Annotated in this window: 16 protein-coding genes and 1 pseudogene; 3 read left to right on the top strand and 14 right to left on the bottom strand. The window is 39.9% G+C overall.

Going from position 1 to position 18,568, the window contains the following annotated elements:
* Window positions 1-133 precede the first annotated feature (133 nt).
* The gene (locus A4245_RS06230; RefSeq protein ID WP_067726778.1) at window positions 134-685 is read right to left on the bottom strand and encodes a CueP family metal-binding protein; all 552 of its coding nucleotides are present in this window, start codon (window positions 683-685) and stop codon (window positions 134-136) included.
* Between the two features lie 605 nt (window positions 686-1,290).
* Between A4245_RS06230 and A4245_RS06235 the strand changes: the two genes are divergently transcribed.
* A complete protein-coding gene (locus A4245_RS06235; protein WP_067726779.1) occupies window positions 1,291-2,658 on the top strand; it encodes a TrkH family potassium uptake protein in 1,368 nt (455 codons plus the stop codon).
* Between the two features lie 310 nt (window positions 2,659-2,968).
* Here the strand turns inward: A4245_RS06235 and A4245_RS06240 are convergent, their stop codons facing one another.
* Complete coding sequence (locus tag A4245_RS06240) at window positions 2,969-3,955, bottom strand: acrylyl-CoA reductase family protein (RefSeq protein ID WP_067726781.1); 987 nt, start codon at window positions 3,953-3,955, stop codon at window positions 2,969-2,971.
* Between the two features lie 345 nt (window positions 3,956-4,300).
* On the bottom strand, window positions 4,301-4,618 hold the full coding sequence (locus A4245_RS06245; RefSeq protein WP_067726783.1) for an iron-sulfur cluster biosynthesis family protein: 318 nt from the start codon (window positions 4,616-4,618) through the stop codon (window positions 4,301-4,303).
* A 398-nt stretch (window positions 4,619-5,016) separates the two neighbouring features.
* Between A4245_RS06245 and A4245_RS06250 the strand changes: the two genes are divergently transcribed.
* A complete protein-coding gene (locus A4245_RS06250) occupies window positions 5,017-6,147 on the top strand; it encodes a CAP domain-containing protein (protein WP_067726787.1) in 1,131 nt (376 codons plus the stop codon).
* Between the two features lie 96 nt (window positions 6,148-6,243).
* Here the strand turns inward: A4245_RS06250 and A4245_RS20765 are convergent, their stop codons facing one another.
* Entirely contained in the window at window positions 6,244-6,369 is a 126-nt protein-coding gene (locus tag A4245_RS20765; protein WP_267886902.1) for a hypothetical protein, read from the bottom strand.
* A gap of 296 nt (window positions 6,370-6,665) precedes the next feature.
* On the opposite strand from A4245_RS20765, the gene A4245_RS06255 reads away from it, so the two are divergent.
* Window positions 6,666-7,706, top strand: coding sequence for a flavin-containing monooxygenase (locus tag A4245_RS06255; RefSeq protein ID WP_067726789.1), 1,041 nt, complete (start codon window positions 6,666-6,668; stop codon window positions 7,704-7,706).
* Between the two features lie 226 nt (window positions 7,707-7,932).
* Here A4245_RS06255 and A4245_RS06260 read toward each other — a convergent pair whose 3' ends face one another.
* The 10 genes and pseudogenes from A4245_RS06260 to A4245_RS06305 all read right to left on the bottom strand — a co-directional run bounded on the left by A4245_RS06260 (window position 7,933) and on the right by A4245_RS06305 (window position 18,454).
* Window positions 7,933-9,732, bottom strand: a complete 1,800-nt coding sequence (locus A4245_RS06260; protein ID WP_067726792.1) for a M3 family oligoendopeptidase — start codon at window positions 9,730-9,732, stop codon at window positions 7,933-7,935.
* Between the two features lie 293 nt (window positions 9,733-10,025).
* Window positions 10,026-10,364, bottom strand: a complete 339-nt coding sequence (locus A4245_RS06265) for a hypothetical protein (protein WP_067726794.1) — start codon at window positions 10,362-10,364, stop codon at window positions 10,026-10,028.
* Between the two features lie 492 nt (window positions 10,365-10,856).
* Entirely contained in the window at window positions 10,857-11,066 is a 210-nt protein-coding gene (locus A4245_RS06270; RefSeq protein WP_067726796.1) for a hypothetical protein, read from the bottom strand.
* A gap of 381 nt (window positions 11,067-11,447) precedes the next feature.
* Window positions 11,448-12,533 carry an ABC transporter ATP-binding protein gene (locus A4245_RS06275; protein WP_067726799.1) on the bottom strand — a complete coding sequence of 362 codons (1,086 nt, stop codon included), beginning with the start codon at window positions 12,531-12,533 and terminating at the stop codon, window positions 11,448-11,450.
* Window positions 12,530-14,269: an ABC transporter permease gene (locus tag A4245_RS06280; protein WP_067726800.1), complete on the bottom strand. Its 1,740-nt coding sequence runs from the start codon at window positions 14,267-14,269 to the stop codon at window positions 12,530-12,532. Before A4245_RS06280 ends, A4245_RS06275 begins: the two co-directional genes overlap by 4 nt.
* 31 nt (window positions 14,270-14,300) lie before the next feature.
* A complete protein-coding gene (locus A4245_RS06285) occupies window positions 14,301-15,356 on the bottom strand; it encodes an ABC transporter substrate-binding protein (protein ID WP_067726802.1) in 1,056 nt (351 codons plus the stop codon).
* A pseudogene (gene surE, locus A4245_RS06290) lies at window positions 15,357-16,099 on the bottom strand (5'/3'-nucleotidase SurE). It lies immediately after the preceding gene.
* 41 nt (window positions 16,100-16,140) lie between these two features.
* Window positions 16,141-16,935 (bottom strand): sugar phosphate isomerase/epimerase family protein, encoded by a 795-nt coding sequence (locus tag A4245_RS06295; protein ID WP_067726804.1) that lies wholly within the window; start codon window positions 16,933-16,935, stop codon window positions 16,141-16,143.
* Window positions 16,932-17,759: a PHP domain-containing protein gene (locus tag A4245_RS06300; protein ID WP_067726806.1), complete on the bottom strand. Its 828-nt coding sequence runs from the start codon at window positions 17,757-17,759 to the stop codon at window positions 16,932-16,934. The genes A4245_RS06295 and A4245_RS06300 overlap by 4 nt, the downstream gene beginning before the upstream one ends.
* Window positions 17,760-18,220: 461 nt before the next feature.
* The gene (locus A4245_RS06305; protein WP_067726808.1) at window positions 18,221-18,454 is read right to left on the bottom strand and encodes an indolepyruvate ferredoxin oxidoreductase subunit alpha; all 234 of its coding nucleotides are present in this window, start codon (window positions 18,452-18,454) and stop codon (window positions 18,221-18,223) included.
* Window positions 18,455-18,568: the final 114 nt, after the last annotated feature.

Here is an 18,568-nt window from a genome sequence, read left to right on the forward strand (position 1 = left end):
AAATATCTTTACAAAAAAAACTTGTAGAGAAAAACACCTACTTTCTCTACAAGCTGAAGCTCAGTTTAACTGAGCTTTTTTACTGCATTAACTAACACAGTTTATATTTTATTAGTTTCAGAATCTGCTGCAATCAAGCAGTCTTCTCTTTCAATTGAATGGTTGTAATGCAAGTATTGTCACCTTCAAACGTGGATATCACCGACTCGGCTGATTTACCGTCCTGTGTGATGGTCACGTTGTACGTTTTTTCACGTGGTAGCCATAAATCGATAAATCCGTTGGCAAATGTTTTCATTGTTTCGTCGATAATCACATTGCCTTCCGCATCCTCAACGTATACGTCAAATTCCTCTTCCACCATTTCCCCCTGACAGCCCGTCAAGCTGTGAACGGCACACGGATGGGTCTGTTCAATGAATGGTGCGATAGAAACGAAAAACTCATCTTCAGGTAAATCATATGTTAACTCATTTGAATCGCTTTCGGTCACGATAAGCTGTTCCGAGTCAATCGAAGCGGCCTCGGCCGTTACATTGCCTAAGCTATAATCATTTACCAATTGTTTGATATCCTGTGCAGCTCCGTCATCGGAAACATTGCTTCTGCCAACTATCGTAAAGATGTAGATTCCCACCAGTACTACCGCTATGGCAATCGTAAATAGAAATATTTTCTTTTTCATATTATTCATCTCCTGTCTCTCTACGAATCACTTTAAATAGCTTTTCGTTCATTTTAACATATCCAAAATATATTCAGGGCTCAAACGATGAACATTCTATGTCGGCTTGGAATTCAATCCAACGAAAACCAAGCTAATGCGGAAAATGCCGATGTTCACTGTGTTTTTACCGTAGATCCCCTCAAATTCGCCATAGCTTAATGCTACGATGCCATAGTTCACAATTTCATCGCCATAGTTCACATTTACAGAAGTGAAATGATTGCTGCTGACAGCAAAATAAGTTGTAAACCATTGTAAAAAAGTTCAACGGCTAAATAAACTTAAAATACAGCTTTTTTCGTTGAATGAACATCGATGAATTATTATGTTCCCTTTGTTTTGCGCAAAAAAACTATCCATTTAAAAGAAATCGCTCAATTCAAGCTTCCTGGTACATTTCAATAATATCTACTTGAACCGTGGCTAACTGAATCCCCCAAAAACCCTTTCCATTTGGGAGAGAAGCCTAGGAATTCAAGCGCGTGTATCAATTTGGTAATTTACTTTTTTTATCCAGAAGAGTATATTATTCATGTAGTCCACTCTTTTAGGGAGAAATAATAATGAATATATTTACGAAGATTTTCAAAGTAAGTCATTTATCAACCATCAGAATTATTGTATTGCTGTATGTAGTAGCAGTGACATTATCTACAGTATTATTGAGTATCCCCTTCTTCCATAATGAAGGGGTAGATTTATCTTTTATAGATCTATTATTTACCGCTGTTAGTGCAATAAGTGTTACAGGACTAACAGTTGTTTCCACGGCAGATACCTTCAATGCTGCAGGGAGCATTGCCCTATCCTTTGTATTGCAGTTTGGCGGGATCGGAATTATGACCCTGGGGACTTTTGTATGGATTATATTAGGAAAAAGGATTGGATTGCGTGGCAGGCAGCTTATCCAAATCGATCAGAACAGAGCGACGTTGAGCGGTATTGTTATATTATTACTCAAAATACTTAGAACGGTCCTGCTAATTGAGTTAGTAGGCACCATTATCCTAAGCACCTACTTTCTTTCCTATTTTGATACCTGGCAGGAAGCTCTCCTTCATGGATTCTTTGGTGCTGTAAGTGCAACAACCAATGCTGGATTTGATATAACTGGTTCCTCACTAATACCTTTTGCCGATGATTATTTTGTGCAATTCGTCAATATTATTTTACTGACCTTAGGCGCCATTGGTTTTCCGGTATTACTCGAGCTTCAGGACTTTTTAAGAGGAGATTATAGTAAAGGGAACCCTAAACACAGCTTTTCCTTGTTTACTAAACTTACCACAATCACTTTCTTTGCCCTGATTCTTGTTGGCTGGCTGCTAATATTGGTAATGGAACAAAATGCACCTTTTTTTGCGGACAAAACATGGCATGAGAGATTGGCTTACAGTCTGTTCCAATCAGTTACCACAAGGAATGGAGGGCTAGCCACCATGGATGTAAGTGAATTTACCACAGCGACATTAGTCATGATGTGTGTACTTATGTTCATTGGTGCGTCACCAAGCAGTGTGGGTGGGGGTATACGTACAACGACCTTCGCTATCATGCTGCTGGCCATATATAACTTCGCCAAGGGAAGGCAGCGCATCAAAATTTTCGGGAGAGAGCTTGAGAATGAAGATGTCATCCGTTCATTTATTGTCATCACCACTGCAGGAATGGTATGTGTGACAGCAATCATACTCATGTCTTACATAGAACCTTTTTCATTGTTGCAGATCACCTTTGAGGTTTCCTCCGCATTCGGTACTACTGGTCTATCACTAGGGATAACTCCTGAATTAAGTACAGCAGGTAAATGCATCATTATCTTCTTAATGTTTGTTGGCAGGATTGGAATATTTTCATTCTTGTTCCTGATGAGAGGAAAAGTATCAAAAGATAGTTATCACTATCCTAAGGAGAAAGTAATTATCGGATAGTAAGGTGCCAATGCAGTTGATAATGGATTGTAATCTTATTAACAGTTAATTTTAATGTAAACTATGGCATTTCGGACGCTGCGGACGCCCGAAATGCCATAGTCTAAAGTATTTTAGCCATAGTTCTTCTCAAACTCACCGATGTTCACTCCAAAAATGCCATAGTTCACAATTTCCTCCCCATAGTTCACAATTACAGGCTAAAAATGCGGCGCATGCAGCGAAAAGTGCCTTCTCCCCACCGTTTTAACAGTGTAAAGCACTACGGAAAATTACCCCCAGCAATAAATTCAAATACATCAAGTTTAAATCAAAGTTTAACTACAGTTCTCCCCCGAATTTTCCCTTCCAAAATATCGCGGAGCACTTCTGGAAGCTCTGCTAGTGAAACTTCACTGACCATCTCATCATTTAATGCGGTTGGTTTCAGGTCATCACCGAGGCGATTCCATGCTTCCAATCGTTTCTCCATCGGGTACATCACAGAATCAATGCCAAGCCAGTTGATGTTTCTCGAGATAAACGGAATTACGGTTGTCGCCACTTCTATCCCGCCAGCTAATCCGCATGTTGCGACAGATCCGCCGTATTTCAATGAGGTAAGAATATATTGCAATGTTTTTCCACCGACAGGATCAATAGCAGCAGCCCATTTTTTCTCCCGTGCCGGTCGCGGTTCTGTCTCTTCTATTTCACTGCGATGAATAACTCCTTTTGCTCCCAATTGTTTTAAATAAGCTTCCTGATCTGCTTTCCCTGTACTTGCAACAACCTCATAGCCTCTGCCTGCCAGCATATTGACTGCAATACTGCCGACACCACCCGTAGCACCTGCAACTAAAACAGGTCCATCCTCCGGTTTTAAACCGGAATCCTCAAGCTTCGCGACCGACAAAGCTGCAGTTAATCCGGCTGTTCCTAAGATCATTGCTTCTTTTAAAGTTAACCCTTTTGGTAGAGGAACAACCCACTCAGCAGGAACCCGTGCAACCTCACTAAACCCGCCGGAATGTCCTGTACCCAGCTGATAACTGGTTACAATCACTTCATCCCCCTCTTTATAACGATCATCCGTTGATTCCATGACTGTTCCGGACAAATCGATTCCAGGTATTAACGGATAGGATTTTACCATCTGATTCTGGATGCCTACCAAGCCATCCTTATAGTTCACGCTAGAATAGGCAACTTTAATGGTAACTTCCCCATCTGGCAGATCATCCAGCGTTAATTTTTTCACTTCCAAATTCGTATGGTCCTCGATTTTATTCAGTACTAAAGCTTGAAATCTATCCATATTTATCCCATCTCCTCTACATATAATCAACCGTATCGTAACATATTCCCATTGGAAATTTCCGGGACGAAGGTTTGATTTCTTTTCACATATTAGGATTTATACAGTTACAGTAAGGAGGTGAAAAAAATATGGAAATAGGTTGATGGAGACCGAGTTGTGTTAAATAAAACTCAGGAAAGCACCGATTTATTTACTGAACAGCATAAGAAAAATCCTCTGCCCGTTTTCACCATCAATAAATTTCCTACTACTCAGAATTCAACACTCTACTATAATTAAAGCGAACAGTGCCAGGCACTGTTCGCTTTTTCGGTTAGCCGGACCGGCTTCCTTCCTGCTAAATTAACTTCTTCGATCATTCAGCCTAAAGTTATATCCTAACGTTTCTGACTTAGATGAAATCTTAAATCCCATTCCATTTTTGAAATCCAAAATAATCTCTTCCGGCAATGAAGCTTTTGATTGTTCAGGTACAAGGAAGTTAATCCCCTTTTCTGTGATTAGCAAATCATCTTCCTTTGCCTTCTCGATGGATAACTCTATTTCCGTTGCAATAGAGCAAGTACCTGCAAACTCAGCCAGAATTCTTATCCCTTCATTTTCAGTTAATGCTATTTTGGATATTTCTTCAACTGCATGATCGCGAACGTCTATTTTCATCATGCTTCCCCTTTCTTGTTTCCACATTTCTTATTAGTATTAGTTTACCTCATCAATCCAACAGTCAATCCTGATACGGCAGCATATCTAAAAAAATTACCTTAAGAAAATTTCTGTAAACCGGCCGATGACTGTGCACTTGCCAACCCGACAGCTTCAATGCCCTTCATAGTTGCCGGCGCCGACTTAGCGGGCAACAAGGAGCTGGTTTCCCTGGGCGAATCCCATCGTAAATACGAAATTTGTTCTAACTATTTACTGTAAATTGGATTATACAATCAGAATATAAATGCACCTATAGATTGTATACAATTTTTATATATTCTCCCCCCGTTTGCCCCAATAGTATTTACTTGATACAATAAATAAATTATCATGAGGATACAGGGTGTGATCATATGCCAAAAATAAGACATATTATCGTTTTGTTGCTGATTGCCGGAGCACTTTGGCATTTTTACGGAGATACCTTCCAGCGTTCCGGTGTAACAGGCGTTTATGAAGAAATTCAAACCAATGTCAATGAAATCAGACAAAATCCAAATGTCATTGCAGCGGTCGATACGATAAATCAAGAAATCCAATTATTGCTTGACAGGCTAACAAGCAATCAGGAAGATGACCAGCAAGCACCACAACCTGTTGCTGAAAGACCATCACTTGAAGCTCCCTCGGAACAATCGTTTTCCATCCATAATATAGAAATCGGCGATGACCGTTCCGATGTGGAAGAACAAGCAGGGGATCCAGAGCGTTCATCCATGAATGAGTATGGCACCGAATGGGTTACCTATCATGAAAATTATCAAAACTTTTTCATGGCTGCTTATGATGAACAGAATAAAGTTGTCGGGTTATACACGAATCAGGACCTGCTGACCTCAACGGTGGGAATTGACTTTAACAGCACAAGGGAGTCTGTATTATCAGCTCTGGATGAGCCGCTTAAGGCAATACGAAAAGGATTCACCAATTACCAGATTGAGGACAATGAGGAACATGATACATTTTTGATTGATAACAATTATGTAACTGTCTTTTATGATAAGCACCAAGACAATACGTTCACAGCAATTCAGATCATTCATGCCGATCTCGAACAGCAAAAAAATGCATATTATGCCGAGCCCAGTGAAGCGTTAAAGGAAGGATTGGAGTATCAATTATTCGATCTGACAAACGCCGCAAGAGTTATCCACGGGTATCCCGTACTGGAATGGCACGAGCCATTGCGAGCAACAGCCCAGGCTCACAGTTCGGATATGGCTGAAAACAACTATTTCAGTCACACAAACCTGGAAGGACAATCACCTTTTGACCGCATGGCCGAAGATGATATTGCCTTCCGAACAGCCGGAGAGAACCTTGCAGCCGGACAGCCGAGCAGCATTTTTGCACATGAAGGCTTGATGAACTCCTTAGGTCACAGGGAAAACATATTAAAAGAAGATTACGAAACCCTTGCTGTTGGTGTCTCCTTCGGGGAGGATGCCGTTCCTTTTTATACGGAGAATTTTTTGACGGAATAGCTGGGTCTTCTAAAAAAGTGCCTGTCCATGAACCGCTTTTGACAATAAAGCTGCTCATGGACAGGCATCTACTTTTTATCATTGTTGTAAAACAGATTAGACAACTTTTATTTCACTCCAGAATTTTCTATATCCTTCTTCCTCCTCTCTACTAAGATCTTTTAGTCCTTCTAAAGCATTTTTCATTAGTTTATCTAATTCTTGGGTTTTTCTTTCACTCATCGTGGTCACTTACTTTTTATGAATTATTATAAATACATCAGAATTTTTTATTTTGCTAGATTGACCGTATTACCAGCCAAATTTATATTAAAAACATCCATTGGAGTTTATAATTCCCAAAACGATCCTTTTCTCCTTTAATATGTTATATACCACTCCATACCTTTATAGTTTGCCAAGATTAAAATCTATCTTTGATAATCGAAAGGCCAAGCTAACAAAAAGGAATAGCTCTTAATCAGTTTTTACAATAAAATAAATATGTAAGCTGTTATTCATATAAGGGGGAGCTAGCAATGTATGACACAATTGTAATCGGAGCTGGTCAGGCAGGTCTTTCAACAGGATATTATCTAAAACAGACCAATCAGAAGTTTATCATAATTGATAAAGGCAGCGAGGTTGGAAATAGCTGGAAAGATAGGTACGACTCATTAGTTTTATTTACACCTCGTATATATAGTTCCTTACCTGGAATGCCCATTAAAGGAAAAAAACACGGCTTTCCTACTAGAGACGAGATTGTATCTTACTTTAAAACATATGTTAACAGATTTAAAATCCCAATTCAATTTAATACAGAAGTTATAAGTGTTGAAAAAATGAACGGTAATTTCTTTCTTAAAACAAATAAGGATGAATATCAGGCGAAAAATATCGTAATAGCAACTGGAGCTTTCCAGACGCCCAAAATCCCTTCATTTTCAAAGAATTTGCCAAATAATATCCATCAGCTTCATTCGTCTCAATATAAGAATCCAAATGAGATAAAAGATGGAAATGTTTTGGTTGTAGGCGGAGGAAATAATGGTGCACAGATAGCTGTTGAGTTGTCTAAAGAAAGGGATACCTATTTAGCTTGCAGCAAGAAACCAGGATTCTTACCCCTCGTATTTTGGAATAAAAGTATCTTCTGGTGGTTTGATAAATTAGGAATTCTAAATGCAAATAATACTTCGTTATTTGGAAAGCTCATCCAAAAAAAAGGAGATCCCATATTTGGATACGAATTGAAAAATGCAATAAAAAAGAAAGAAGTAACCGTTAAAAAAAGAGTAATTGGCAGCGAGCAAAACAAAGTGATCTTTGAAGATTCAACTGCATTGGAAGTTAGTAATATCATATGGGCTACAGGATTTAAAACTGTTCTACCTTGGTTAAAGATAGATGGTGTTTTGGACGAAAAAGGAAAAATAATGCATCATCGAGGTGTCTCAAACATAAAAGGAGTATATTTCATTGGCTTACCCTGGCAGTACCGGCGTGGGTCGGCATTAATACAAGGGGTGGGATTTGATGCGAAATATATTGTAAGGCAAATAATGAACAATGAATAACTTCTTGAACGAGAGCGCCCCCCTTCAGGAAGACGCCTATAGTAATCATATTAATCTTTTTTGTTTGAAGCTGATGCTCTGGTAATCGATTGTTCCTGAGACTCATGTTGTTTCTGGTTGCATTGACTGGCTCTGAAGGGAGTCTTCCTTACTCAGGAAACATAATAAAGTGAGATAGCTTAATTACATTCCTTTTATGTAGAGAAGTAACCATTTAATAAACGCGTCAGGTATTTTCAGTTAATCGTATAAATTCCTTTACATCTTTAATGCATAATCTAAGCCCCTTCTCCCAAAATAGCTCAGAAGTAATATCTTCTTCCAGATATTTCATTACCAAATTTTCTGTTGACATTCTCCCTGAATCACGTAGTAAAGCAAGGTATTCCCTTTCAAACTCTTTCCCTTTTTCCTTTGCCTTTGCATAGATACATAGAGAAAATAAATATCCGAATGTATAAGGGAAGTTATAAAACGGAGATTTGGTAATATAATAATGTGGCGTCCAGACCCACGAATAAGCTGAGGCATTTCCAAGAGAACCATTATAAGCCTCATTTATCGCTTCCTTCATTAAAGTATTTAATCGCGATGGTGTTACAAATCCCTGTTTTCTTTCCTGGTAAAAATTTTGCTCAAATAAAAACCTGGAATAGATATTCATAAAGTTCATTACACTGCGTTTTAACTTTTCATCTAATAAAAAAATCTTCTCTTCATTAGAAGTTGTCTTTTCAATCGCTGCATCTAATACAATCATCTCTGAAAAAGTAGAAGCAGTTTCCGCCAAACTCATGGGATAATGCCTGTTCAATCCATCAACATCTTTCATAGCATAATTATGGTAAGCATGTCCTAGCTCATGAGTAAGAGTTAATACGTCATTTATAGATCCACCATATGTCATGAATATTCTAGACTCTTCTATTAGAGGGAAGCCTGCACAAAATGCAACAGCCGATTTATTTGAACGGTTTTCTGATTCAACCCATCCCTTTTCAAACGCATTTAAAGTGAAGTTTTCTAATTCTGGTCCAAATTCACTAAGGTGCTTAATTACAAAATCTACAGCTTTTTTATAGTCGATCTGTTGCTTATTTTCTGTTATAGGAGCCCAGAAGTTATACGCGTTTAGTTTTGTTTCACCAAGCATTTCAGCCTTTTTATCTAAGTAATCAGTAAAAGTTTTTTTGTGTTTATTAACCGCTCCCCACATTGCATCCAAAGTATCTTCTTCTATTCGATTATCTATTAACGGCTCTTTTAATACATTTTCAATTCCTTTATTTTTATACACTTGGAGTCGAAAACCAGCAATGTGATTCAGAATTCGTGAAAACAAATCCTCTTTCTCTTCCCAAGTTTTCTCTAATGCCTCGTGTGATTCTTTGCGCACTTCTACATCTGAGTGTGACCTTAATTTTATTGCCTGACCTACCGATAATTCATTTATTGTACCGTTGATTGAGACATGAACTTTTAGTTCACTTATAAGCGCATTGTAAAACTGCCCCCAAGAATGATAACCATCAATCATTAGATCAGAAACTAATTTCTCTTCATTTTCATTTAGCTGATATTCACCTTGTTTCCTCCATTCGTTTAATATGAACTTATAATTACTTAGCAAATTAGAATCTAACAATTCCTTCCAAAACTTTCCCTCTATACTTTGAAGGATTTTTTGTGTTTTATGAACAAGTGATTCAAAACTAGCACCAATGTGTCCAATTTCACTTTGAAGTGATGTAGCTTTTCGTTCTTTCGGGTTCTGTGCTAACAAGCATATAATAAAAGAATTAGCTTGTGATAAATGAATTCTAAGGGTACCTATATATTCCATTAACTCTGCAACCTTTATTGAATCAGCAACATTGTGTGGAGGCTGAAAGTTACTTACTTTTCTATGTAATTTATTAATTTTAATTTTCAATTCTTTTATGTGTTCAAGTAATTGATGTGATTCACTACCACCAGGAAATAATTTATCTAAATCCCATACCTCTTGATACTTAGTGTCTTCCATTCTTTTTCTCTCCCTCAAAATCGTCGTATATGGTCACTTTCTAAGTGTGACAAATAATAATTTGTTCTTTCACTAAACGTCTCCTTGGAGAAATAGTATCCTATGTCATTGATATATTTATTGCTATTAAAAGGGCTAAATTAATGATAGCCCTTCAATAATAACGCAACAACCAAAAAATGTTTAAAAAAATAAAATATTCTTGATAGTCGCATTTTGAACTCTTGACACAGTGTGCTCAACCAGAATTTTTTATCTGAAGTAAGAAACATTTCGTTCTGTAAAGTTGTACCTCATACATTTCTTCCATACTTCTTAAATAACGTGTCTTTACACTCATCCCAATCAGGAATAGTTTCTGCATCCCAATTCACTGATTCTAATTCATCTGCAATATTTCGTGATATTTTCATTGCCTTTAAATGATTGCCATTATTTCGAAATACTTTCATATGTTCCTTACTTTCCCATACTGTCAATGTCCAATAGGTAACCCATCCTTCTTTATTAAAAGAAGAAAATTTTAATCCATCTGCTTTTCTTGACTGAATGATTGATTTAATTGTATAAACAAAAAAGCGTGGTAACTTTCGCTTCCCTTTTAAATGCAACCTAGTAACTGAAATAAACAATTCGCATTCCTCCCTCCACATAAAAACATATAATAGTTATATTCCACTTATATGTTTGAAAATCCTTTGTACATGTTTATGACTTTCGCCCTCTGCCATTTATGTACTGATGACCACATTGTTGTGTTATAACACCCGTTACGTGAACGATTAAAAAGTTTGGTTATTGGTATGATATTGAATTGGATGCAAGATAAAATATCATAAAGAAACTAAAAATAACGTAGTATGCTTGTAACGTTTGAACATTGAGTTGCAAATGTCACCCGTACTATTAACCTTTAATAATCATACGGATCTTTTAGATTAAATGTTTCATTAAATTCTCTTTGTTTGCTTATTAAAAATTTACTTTGACAAACGTTGGGCCAAAGATTCGATTATTTTGCTGCTGGACAGGAGAGGAGAAAAAAAATTCAATAAAACTATAAAAGGACTCCCATATAGAGAGTCCAATGCATGCCAAAAATCTGGAGATGCTTTTACTTAATTCTAATCTCTTGCCCTGGAGTCATGATTGTTGTCATCAACGGTTCCTTTTCCATCCTTGTTCTCTACCGATTCGTCACCAACAGCACCTACAGCAGTACCAAATGGATCTAGAGCAGTAGCTATAGTGTCTCCAGGAAAAGCACCTACACCACTTCCTACTGACTTGCCAGCATTGTTACCGCGACGTTTGCGTTCGTTGTTATCAGCCATCTATTTCACTCCCTCTTTTTATTAGGGAAGTGCTTTTTTTAACAGCACTGTCCCCTAACATATTTTGTCCAATAGGAACAATTTTACGAGGAGGGATTGATAGTCAGCATCAGTAAGTATTTTCTTCCTTCTACTCTTCTGTATGCATAATGGGAGAGAACCCTTTCCAGGCGGGAGAGAATACGCTTCACTCGAGACACAGACTCTGCCGGGCGGGAAAGACCAACATCACTCGGGAGAAAACCACAGTGAGAAGGTTATAGTGACCGGAGATTTCGAAAATCTACTGTCTAATTCCTTTGCCTTCAGCCAGTTAAAAAACCGAACAGTGTCTGGCACCGTTCGGTAATAAGAACTATTCCCAGCTCATTGTCGGTAAAACTACTGTCCTTCCAGAGTTGCTTCCGCTTCTTCTGTATGCTGAAATTGGGGTGTGATGGCGATTGTCTTCCCGATTTCAAATTTTTTATCCAGTGGAAGGTGAGCAACGATTATGCTACCATCGTGTTCAATGGAATAATGATACTCCTTCCCTTGAAATTGTCTCGTCATAATTTTTCCGAGAATCTGATTTTCTCTTGAATCTGGTATGGAGAGAGAGATTTGCTCGGGTCGAATCGGGAAGAAATTCGCTTCTTTTAATTGCTGTGAAATCCCGTAATCTTTCCAGGTTACCCCTGTTGGCGAATGCTGGAATGTGGAGCCGTCCCAAGACCCTTTAAAGAGATTTGCCTTTCCAACAAACGTTGCTACAAATGGCGTCTTGGGATGGTAATAGATTTCCTCTGGTGTTCCAATCTGTTCAATTTCCCCTCTGTTCATCACGACAATTCGATCTGCCATAGCCAGTGCCTCTCCCTGATCATGGGTTACATATAATATGGACGCCTTTGTCAGTCGATGCAGCTTTTGGATTTCATGGCGCATTTCCATCCGTAATTCTGCGTCCAGATTGCTCAATGGTTCATCCATCAGCAGCAGCTTCGGTTCCGGTGCGATTGCCCTTGCTAACGACACGCGCTGCTTTTGTCCACCGGAAAGTTCACCAGGCATCCTTTTTTCAAAGTCACAGAGCCCAACAGTATGTAACACATCATCGATTCGCGCAGCTGTCTTTCCTTTTTCTTTCCAAGAAGGATCAACAAACCGGTGATGGTCCATCGCAAATTGAATATGTTCCCGCACATTTAAATGCGGCCAGAGTGCGAACGATTGGAAAACCATGCTAACATTGCGCTGTTCCGGCGGTGTAACTTTTCTTGAGTTGGCAACCTCCTTCTGATCGATTTCAATCGTTCCATCTGTAGGAGACTCAAAGCCTGCAAGCAGACGAAGCAAGGTTGTTTTCCCACACCCGGAAGGTCCAAGGATAGCCAGGAATTCTCCCTCTTTGATGGTTAAATCTATATTCTGAAGTGCCTGAAATTTTCCAAATCGCTTGTTGACTTTAGCTAAGGTCGTACTCATCCTTTATTCATCACCTTTCTCTTCCATAGTGCTTGACCTGCAAACAGGGTAAAGTAACCGACGATAATCAGTCCTACAATTAAGCTGGAAAAGGCTGTGGAATAGAGCGTATATCCCGATTGCTGGAAGCTTAAAATAGATACACCGATAGTCTCCGAATCCGAAGAATACAAGAGAGAAGATACGGTCAGTTCCGTCAAGGCACTTAAAAAGACCAGCATCGCACCACCAAATATTCCTGGGGCAATCAGCGGTACCATGATTTTCTTCCATTTTCCGAATCCGTTTGTCCCATTGATTCTCGCTGCTTCTTCCACCTCGATATCCACCTGCTGAAAAGCCGTTATTCCGCTACGCACCTGCAAAACAAGGAATCTCGTGACATAAGCGATGTAGAGAATTGCTGCTGACCCATAGATTCCTGGGTTCCAGCCGGGAATAGGCTCCATCCAGGCAAATATCATCGCGAGAGCAAGTACCGTCCCAGGTAATGCATATGGAATCGTTATCGCATTTTCCATTAACTTGATTGCTGTATTCGCCCTTCTGACGCGGAAATAAGCAAAAACCGTCCCTGCAGCGATTCCAATGATGGTTGTGACACCAGCCAGTTTCACACTGGTCATGATCGCATCCAGAGTCGAATCCCTTGTTAATATATACGAATAATTCTTCAAAGAAAAATTCTCCCAGACAAAATCAAGTCCATAGGCCTTTAGGAAAGACGTCATAACCATGGATAACAATGGGAAAATGCTTGTCATGATGAAAAACAGCCAAATGATGGTTTCAACCAGCCATTTCTTTTTCCCTAAATAATAGCGCGGCTGATGATCCACCTTCATTGTTTCAATCCGTTTTGATTTTCGCAAAACCAGCCATTGCAGACTGATTCCGATTATGGCAATAGAGCCAAGGATAACAGAAAGCACTGCAGCCTCATTGAATGCAGACGTTCCAAAGCCGATCACCTTTTGGTAAATATATGTCGACAACACGGAAATATTGGCTGGGGTTCCTAAAAAGGCAGGAATTCCGAAATTATCCAACCCACCGAGGAATGCGATGAAGGAACCTCCAACAATTCCCGGTAACGCCAGAGGTAATACAATCTTGGAGAACGATGCCCACCTTGAAGCACCTGAAACCCGTGCTGCCAGTTCCATTTCCCGTGGGATTTGCCGGAACACATTTACTGTGAATAAGTAAACAAGCGGAAAATGACTGATCCCCATGACGAAGATGATTCCCGACATACTGTATAAATTCCAGCCAGTGATCGGAATCGACAGGGAATCAAATAAGCTTTCCAATAATCCTGTTGGACCGAAAAACTGTACCCAAGCCAAGGAAGTTATGTAAGACGGAATAATGAATGGTAAAAAGATGAATAGCTGGATAATCCTTTTCAGCCGGATATCTGTATACGCAACAATCCAGGCAAAAGCAGTTCCTAAAATCAATGAAATAGCCGTTGAACCAATTACAACTAATAACGTGTTTTTCAATACCCGCCAAGTTCTGCTATCTGTCAAAATATCTCGATAAAATTGCAGACCAAATCCTTCACCAAAAGCTATGCTCATTAGCACCAGTCGGATGATTGGAATGACAAAAAAGATAACCACCAGAACTATTGCAATTATTTTATAGAGCATGGGATGAACGAATAGAGAGGAAATGGCGCTTCGCGGCATTTCCTCCTGTTTCAACTCATGATTTTTGTCTTTGTTCATAACTAGTATCACCCTACAGTCAAGTTAGACGTTATTCTGAAAATAGTGCCTCGAATTCTTTTTTATCTGCTTCCCGGTTTTGATATAAATCTTCAATCGGAGCTTGAAGGACATCGAATTCATCCAAAGCTTTCAATCCTTCTGGTGCTTCAACACCTTCACGGATCGGGGTATAGCCAATTTCTGATTGCAGCTGCTGTCCTTCCTCGGAAAGAACGAAATCAACGAATGCTTTTGCAATAGCTTCCTCTTGTGTGTTTGCCATAATACCAATCGGTTCTGTTATAACTGGAACACCCTCTTCCGGATAAACCAGTTCGACTGGGGAACCATCATTCGCAGCACGGGATGCGAGATAATCCACAACCATCCCATATGTCTTCTGACCGGAAGCCACATTCTCGATTACTGCACCGTTTCCTTCTGTAATCATCGGATTGTTTGCTTTGATACCTTCATAATATTCCCACCCAAAAGCTTCATTTCGCGTAATGACACCAAGATTATATGCCGCTGCACCAGAGTATAGTGGACTTGGCATAACTACTTGATCCGCAGCTTCTTCAGATGCCAGCACATCCCATGAAGCTGGCATTTCAGAGACATTTTCAGTGTTGACCGCAATACCGGTTGCCATGATCTTAGTTCCTGTATACGTTCCATCTTCATCAACAAACTCTTCTGGAATCGCTTCTGTCTCTGGAGAAACATACTCCATCAGAAGATCCTGTTCCTTCAATCCTTCAAATGTTACAGCATCAGCAACGAGCAGTAAGTCTGCAGCAACTTCTCCGGCCTGATTTTCCGCATTGATCTTACTGATTACTTCCTCTGTACCTGAACGGAAAATATTTACTTCAACTTCTGGGTAAATCTCATTGAACGCATCTACCAGCTGCTCCGCATCCACATCCGGCTGAGATGTATAGAATTCAATTTCCCCACTTGATTCGGCGGATGACCCGGCTTCAGCATTCCCTTCATTCGTTGAACCAGAGGAATTTGTCTCCTCCTCAGAACTATCCCCACAAGCACTAAGTGCAATAAAGACAATCGAAAACATAAGCGTTAACAGAACTTTTTTCATTTAAATTCCCTCCTGAGTATAATTGATCTTATGGAACCAACGGCTGATCTGATCGATTTTCCTTTTTTGTGTAAGCTTTATATCGATTGGCGAAACCGTGACATAGCCTGCTTTCAGCAACTCATAATCTGATCCTTTATTTACTTTCAGTTCTTCATAATTATCCTTCAGCCAATAATAATCCTGTCCTTGTGGGTCTATTAATGGAACAAAATTATAGCGTGAAATGGACAAATCCATCGGGACTACACGAACACCTTTATAGAGTTCTTTGGACGTATACGGCAGGTTCACATTGAGCATGACATTTTTCGCTATTTTATTTTGCAGAATCACCTCCACAATCTGGTAAAGCAGCTGTTTCACAATATCGAATTTTATTTTTGACGTTTTGAATGTTTCCAGTGAGACCGATACGGAGGGAACCTCATACAGCATGGCTTCCTGTGCTGCGGCAATTGTTCCTGAATAATACATATCCCTCCCCACATTCGGCCCGGCATTGATACCGGAGAAAACGATATCAGGCTTCTCCTTCAACAGTACTTCCATAGCAATTTTCACACAGTCAGCAGGGGAACCATTGACCGCGTATGCCTCAACATTGTTCTGTATGAAATCAACTTTTTTAGTTTCAATGGCTGTCGTAGTGTGATTTTATGACTATAGGCACTTTTTTCCGTATCCGGGCAGACGAGGACAACCTCTCCAAAATGAGAAAGTAAATCAGCCAGTGCCTCCACACCCGGTGCAAAGATGCCATCGTCATTTGTAATCAATATTTTCAAGCGTGAGTCTTCCTTTCTGTCCAACCAGCCTCCCGCAAAAAGCTCAGGTGCTGTTTTAAAAATGATAATTCATGACCGGTATCCATCCCTTCCAGCACAACAGGCAGATTTGTTTCAGAAAGGTCATTAAGTACGTGTGGTATGTCAATGGCTCCCTTTCCAAGTGGCACATGGAATTGATCCCTGTTCGAGTCACTCAGATGGATACTGTTCACCCGCTCCAGCTTGTCCATATAAGCCAGGCTGCTTTCCGACAGGGGTGTGTGCGCAATATCCAGTGTTACATATAAACCTTCGCCAACTTGGGATGTAAAAGCATTCATTGTATTTGGGTCGGTAAGCATTTCCTTCGGTATCTCCTCCATCAATTCCTGGGAGATGATGACCTGTTTCCCCTTCGCATAGTCTACGAGTTCTTTTGTGTTCCGTACTAAAAGGTCTCGATGCTCATCCTGCAAATAGCTTTTTACCGTGAAGCGACCAGGATGAAATGTCATATGCTCCACCTGAAGTACCTCTGCCAAATCAACCGATTTCTTCAATTCTGCCAAGGATTGTTCGCGAATCCCTTGATTGAGCGAGCAAATATTCAAGTCCCAACTGGAAGCATGCAGCGTAAGCGCAAGCCCTTTTTCCTCCGCAAGAAGACGTATTTCCTCTGGATTTGCATGATGATAAAAGATATGCTCTGCCCATAGTTCCACACCCTGCAAACCCTCCTCTTCGGCGATAGCCACTGCTTCTAGCGGATGGAAACTCCAGCATAGTGTGGAAGCCATGTAGAATCTCACAATGACACACCCACCCTTTCAAGCCAGTGCTCCTTGGTCTCATCATCCGGTTGAATGCTGCCAATCGGAAAGGGATTCCGAGACTTAGGTCCATGAGAATCCGATCCACCTGACTTCAGCAGCCGATGTTTTTCGGAGAATTCCATCCAATAGCAGACATCATTCTCGCTATGCTTCGAATGATAGACTTCTATTCCGTCAATCCCGTATGCCAGAATAGCTCTTTCATCGAAAGAAAAAGAATACGCCCCTGGATGGGCCAGAAAAGCCTTCCCGCCACATGCATGGATCAAGAAAACCGCATCTTGTGCAGAGAAGGCCTCCCGGTTTACGAATGCAGGCTTTCCTTTAACCAATAAGTTATGATAGGCATCTTGCGCAGAATGGAAATAACCTTTCTCTACCAATGCCTGTGCAATATGGGTGCGGACGATAATATCACCAGGGGCCTTTTTCAGAACATCAGTAAACGTCACATTATAATTAAGCATCTGGAGTTTTCGGGTAATCTCCTCAGCCCACATCTTGCGTTCTTCCTTACGCCATTCGATGTGTCTGACCATTTGTGGGTGATCCGGATCAAAAAAGTATCCAAGTATGTGCAGCTCCCCATCAACACCATCTGTATTCAATTCAATCCCGGGTATTAAATGAATCCCAAGCTCCATAGCCAATTCCCGAGCCTGATGATAGGCGCCAATTTCATCATGGTCTGTAAATGCAAGCAAACGTACTCCTTTCAATTGTGCGGCTTGTAAAATTTCCTCAGGCGTCTGCTCCCCATCGGAAAATGTTGAATGTATATGTAATTCCATTAGGCTCATCTAATCCCTCCCTCTTTACCTGACTCCATTATAAATTACGTATGTTAAGGAAGATTAAACTCGGATTGAAGAAACGTTGGAAGTTTTGTAAATTGGCTTTACAATGGATGATTTTGCTAAATTTCTAATTTCTATCTGATAAGTTGATAGAGAGTCTATGTTAGCGGTTACTTTCCAATTGGGAAAATATGTATGTAAATAGAATGTGTAGATTTTACAGGGAGTTAATATAAAGTGAGGGTTTGGGGTAGTAATTCGCATAGGTGCCTGTCACTCCCCGGTTTTTGTTGAAATTTGTCGAATAACAGAGTGACAATCATTCTTAAAACATCAATAATTAGAGACTTTTCAGTGTCTCGGGGACCGGCCATGCTGTCTGGAAATCAGGTATCTTTATTATCTTCAAAGCAATTAAACTCAATAAAATTTGAAAAGAAGCAAGGGAAACGTCCCATGCTTCCCTATGCGAAAAAGTTTTCGGCTTTTTCCAGTTGTTCTTCCTGGTCTGGAGTCAGGTCATGTTCATCGACGATTGCATTGATTGGGCAGGCTGCAACACAGGCACCGCAATCGATACATATGTTGGGATCAATAAAGAATTGATCAGGTCCTTCTTCAATACAATCTACCGGGCATATTTGTGTACATTCAGCTGCTTTTTCATTACCACATGGTTCTAATATGACAAAAGCCAAAGTAATCCTCTCCTTTTTTTATTTTTACCGCCGTTTCGATGATGGGAACTCCTCACCTATTAAATAATAGGACCGGTCCCCCCCTGCTTCCTGCTATAAAACGTTTGACAAAGG

The organism is Oceanobacillus damuensis (assembly GCF_001618145.1).
Lineage (GTDB): Bacteria > Bacillota > Bacilli > Bacillales > Amphibacillaceae > Oceanobacillus > Oceanobacillus damuensis.

What these genes read in the sequence shown, in the direction of transcription:
- A4245_RS06270 (WP_067726796.1), bottom strand. Translation starts at nt 11,066, where the DNA reads ATGGCTGATAACAACGAACGCAAACGTCGCGGTAACAATGCTGGCAAG.
- A4245_RS06300 (WP_067726806.1), bottom strand. Translation starts at nt 17,759, where the DNA reads ATGAGCCTAATGGAATTACATATACATTCAACATTTTCCGATGGGGAG.
- A4245_RS06245 (WP_067726783.1), bottom strand. Translation starts at nt 4,618, where the DNA reads ATGAAAATAGACGTTCGCGATCATGCAGTTGAAGAAATATCCAAAATA.
- A4245_RS06250 (WP_067726787.1), top strand. Translation starts at nt 5,017, where the DNA reads ATGCCAAAAATAAGACATATTATCGTTTTGTTGCTGATTGCCGGAGCA.
- A4245_RS20765 (WP_267886902.1), bottom strand. Translation starts at nt 6,369, where the DNA reads ATGAGTGAAAGAAAAACCCAAGAATTAGATAAACTAATGAAAAATGCT.
- A4245_RS06275 (WP_067726799.1), bottom strand. Translation starts at nt 12,533, where the DNA reads ATGAGTACGACCTTAGCTAAAGTCAACAAGCGATTTGGAAAATTTCAG.
- A4245_RS06235 (WP_067726779.1), top strand. Translation starts at nt 1,291, where the DNA reads ATGAATATATTTACGAAGATTTTCAAAGTAAGTCATTTATCAACCATC.
- A4245_RS06255 (WP_067726789.1), top strand. Translation starts at nt 6,666, where the DNA reads ATGTATGACACAATTGTAATCGGAGCTGGTCAGGCAGGTCTTTCAACA.
- A4245_RS06240 (WP_067726781.1), bottom strand. Translation starts at nt 3,955, where the DNA reads ATGGATAGATTTCAAGCTTTAGTACTGAATAAAATCGAGGACCATACG.
- A4245_RS06230 (WP_067726778.1), bottom strand. Translation starts at nt 685, where the DNA reads ATGAAAAAGAAAATATTTCTATTTACGATTGCCATAGCGGTAGTACTG.
- A4245_RS06285 (WP_067726802.1), bottom strand. Translation starts at nt 15,356, where the DNA reads ATGAAAAAAGTTCTGTTAACGCTTATGTTTTCGATTGTCTTTATTGCA.
- A4245_RS06280 (WP_067726800.1), bottom strand. Translation starts at nt 14,269, where the DNA reads ATGAACAAAGACAAAAATCATGAGTTGAAACAGGAGGAAATGCCGCGA.
- A4245_RS06260 (WP_067726792.1), bottom strand. Translation starts at nt 9,732, where the DNA reads ATGGAAGACACTAAGTATCAAGAGGTATGGGATTTAGATAAATTATTT.